This window comes from Streptococcus suis, assembly GCF_016775005.1.
Lineage (GTDB): Bacteria > Bacillota > Bacilli > Lactobacillales > Streptococcaceae > Streptococcus > Streptococcus suivaginalis.
In genome coordinates this window covers 1-3056 of record NZ_JAEUXI010000013.1, presented here as the reverse complement: position 1 = coordinate 3056, position 3056 = coordinate 1, and the positions used below count along the sequence as shown (strand labels likewise).

The 3056-nt window shown below is 38.6% G+C and carries 3 protein-coding genes; all 3 read left to right on the top strand.

Annotation, left to right across the window (positions count from 1 at the left end):
• Window positions 1-292 precede the first annotated feature (292 nt).
• Genes JNG37_RS09735 through JNG37_RS09725 form a run of 3 tightly spaced genes read left to right on the top strand, consistent with a single transcriptional unit; the run spans window position 293 to window position 1732 of the window.
• The gene (locus JNG37_RS09735; protein ID WP_202848386.1) at window positions 293-1234 is read left to right on the top strand and encodes a protein rep; all 942 of its coding nucleotides are present in this window, start codon (window positions 293-295) and stop codon (window positions 1232-1234) included.
• A gap of 11 nt (window positions 1235-1245) precedes the next feature.
• Complete coding sequence (locus tag JNG37_RS09730) at window positions 1246-1557, top strand: Rep family protein (RefSeq protein ID WP_238336323.1); 312 nt, start codon at window positions 1246-1248, stop codon at window positions 1555-1557.
• On the top strand, window positions 1550-1732 hold the full coding sequence (locus JNG37_RS09725) for a hypothetical protein (protein WP_202848385.1): 183 nt from the start codon (window positions 1550-1552) through the stop codon (window positions 1730-1732). Before JNG37_RS09730 ends, JNG37_RS09725 begins: the two co-directional genes overlap by 8 nt.
• Window positions 1733-3056 lie beyond the last annotated feature (1324 nt).

The following is a 3056-nucleotide window of genomic DNA, read 5'->3' as shown; positions in this document are numbered from 1 at the left end:
TTTAGGGGTGAATTTTTCGTTACACGAAAAAGAGGGCTGAAAAGCCCTTAAAAACCCCTGCGTAGCAAGGGTTTTTTCTTATCTTGATACTATTAGAAATAACTCACGGCGAAAAAATCAGTTAAAAAACAGGGCTAAACCCTTGATATTACTGACTTTTTAGGCACAAAAAAAGCCTTGTTATTTGTGAAAGCTTTTGTTATAATTTAGGTGTTCAATCAAAATTATTTAGAAAGGTTTCACTGGATGGACAAGGTCTTTTCATCTTTTGTAATTACAGGTAAATTATAACATGGAGCATACCCAAAATCAAGCTCAAATACTCATAGATAAGAATTCTAAAGGCAAAAAAAGAGATTGGCGAGGTCGCAAGATTGCTAGTTTAAAATTGTCGGAAGTCTTTCAAAATTTGGACTACAAGGCGAGCATGGTCGAGCGTGTTTCATCATGTGCAGAAGCCTTACGATTTCATAAGCAACCAGACGGAAGATTGAAACTATATCAGGCTTATTTTTGCAAAAATAAGCTTTGTCAGATGTGCAACTGGAGGCGGTCAATGAAATATTCTTATCAAACAGCCTGCATAGTCAATGAAGCTATGAAGCAGTTTCCTAAAGGGCGATTTTTATTTCTGACTTTGACAGTAAAGAATGTGCCGGGCTCTGAATTAAATGGCACATTAACGCAATTAACTAAATCATTTGATAGGCTTTTCAAGCGTAAAAAAGTGCAGTCGAATTTGTTGGGTTATCTTCGTTCTATCGAGGTCACTTATAACGAAGACAGAAAAGACTATCATCCGCATATACACGTTCTATTGTTTGTTAGAGGGGCTTACTTTAATAGCAAAGCTAATTATTTAACTCAAGAAGAATGGGCAGAATTATGGGCGAAATCTCTTAAAGTTGATTATGTGCCAATGGTCGATATACGAGCAGTTAAGGACCAGGGCAAAGGGTTGCATGGTGCTATTCTTGAAACAGCAAAATATCCAACTAAACCATTTGAATTATCTTTAGAAAATGCCCAGGTAGTAGATGACTTGTATAATGGGCTATATCGTAAGCGTCAGCTAGGTTATGGCGGATTATTTAAGGAAATCAAGAAAAAACTAGCTCTTGATGATGCTGAGAATGGTGATTTGGTTCATACTACGGATGACAGCGAAGTTTCAGACGGTACTAAAATCGTTGCGTTCTGGAACGCAACGAAACAAAATTATTTTATAAAATAATGAGGTTGCGTATGACAAGAGATAAAGCTGATATAAAGCTAATCAATAATTTTGATATTGACCGCTATGTGACGTTGGATGTCGAGGAAAAAGCAGAACTTTTCAACGTGGTTGTTTCATTGATTCGAGCATATACACTTCAAAATATTTTTGATTTATATGACTTTATCGATGAGAACGGAGAGGCTTATGGATTGACAATCAATTTGGTCAATGAGGTTATCGCAGGAAAAACTGGATTCATGAAGTTGCTGTTTGATGGGGCTTATCAACGGAATAAGCGAGGGGTTAAAATGAATATCGAGGGGCAGAAAAATGACTGAGGAGCTTAGGAAATATAACGATAAAACTTTTCGTTTGTATCTTCAGGGAGATAAATTTTATTTAACGGAAGATGATATTGCTTTGTTACAGTCTTTGGTTTTTAAGGGTGTAGCAGAGACGGATAGAGAAATTGAATCTTTAGCAAAGTTACAAAAAATTTTTCGTGAGGTCTGATAAAAAATAAAAAACACCACCTGTCAGGGTGGTTCTTTTTTACTTTTTTGAAAAATTCTTAGGCTAGAAATACTTGATTTTTATTTCGGGGCAAGCAACGGGTTTGTCATGACAAACGCCAAAACTTGTTAGGACAAAATCCTAAGACCTTTTCAAAAAGTGTCTGCGAAGTCAAAGACTTGCAGATCACTTTTTTTGTCACTACGTTCGATTTTGCACTCGCTTTGCTCGTGGGATTTTTATTTTCGCCGAAAATAAATTTCGTCAAAAATAAAAATTCTCTTGGAGGAAAAGAAAAATAATCGAGTGGAGCGACAAACTCAAAGAAAAACTTTGAGAGGGTTTTAGGGATTTCCCTAACAAGTCAAAATCTCTGATTTTGGGGTTTGTGTACACAAACCCGTTGCTTGCCGATATTAAACTTTAGACCCCTCTAAAATCGTTTCTGAGCGTTTTTAGGTATCTTGGGGTATATTAACTAGACTCGAATGCTTAAAATCGATTCTGGGGCTTCTGAGAGCCTTGTAGAACCCTCTGAGCGATTTATGCCGTGAAAGCTCCTTGACGATAAGCAGGGACAAGGTAGACTTAGCGAGGGCGGTTCGGTCAGAACTTTGTTCGACCGACCGACAAAGCAAAAACTACCGTCCCTGGTTTCTTGTCGTCAAGGAGACCATGGAATAAAGTAAGCGGACATGATATAATAACCAATGCTGAAGCAAAACCTTCCGCAAGTCTATGCGAAAGGAGGTGGAGCGAGTGCATTACATTTTCGACGTCTTACTTGCTATTGTGGCAGAAGTAACGGCACATTACATTTGCAAGTGGTTAGATAGCAAGGACAAACGCTGAAGCTAACCCAACACCGACAAAAAAGCCCCTAGGGAACTGGCATTCCTTAGGGGCTTCGGTGTGCTTGTGCACTACATTTTCGTAAGTTCATTGTATCACGTGGGAAAGCACGTGTCAAAAAAATGGGCACGTGAGAAAAACTTGAGGGGGATTTTTCGGCAGAAAAATCTAAAATCTGGGGGGCTACTACGACCCCCCTTTTAAGTGCCGAGTGCCAAATTGAGAAAAAAAGTGCCTTGAAGCTTAGAGCCACAAGGGTTTGTAGGGGGTCAACAAAAATCAACAAATCGCCAACAAAAATGACGGAGCCGTGAACCTAGAGACGAAAAATCGTCTCTAGGGGGTAGAAAATCGTCTCTAGGAAAATAAAAAAAAACGAAAAATATTGAGAGGGTTTTAGGGGTGAATTTTTCGTTACACGAAAAAGAGGGCTGAAAAGCCCTTAAAAACCCCTGCGTAGCAAGGGTTTTTT

What these genes read in the sequence shown, in the direction of transcription:
- JNG37_RS09735 (WP_202848386.1), top strand. Translation starts at nt 293, where the DNA reads ATGGAGCATACCCAAAATCAAGCTCAAATACTCATAGATAAGAATTCT.
- JNG37_RS09730 (WP_238336323.1), top strand. Translation starts at nt 1,246, where the DNA reads ATGACAAGAGATAAAGCTGATATAAAGCTAATCAATAATTTTGATATT.
- JNG37_RS09725 (WP_202848385.1), top strand. Translation starts at nt 1,550, where the DNA reads ATGACTGAGGAGCTTAGGAAATATAACGATAAAACTTTTCGTTTGTAT.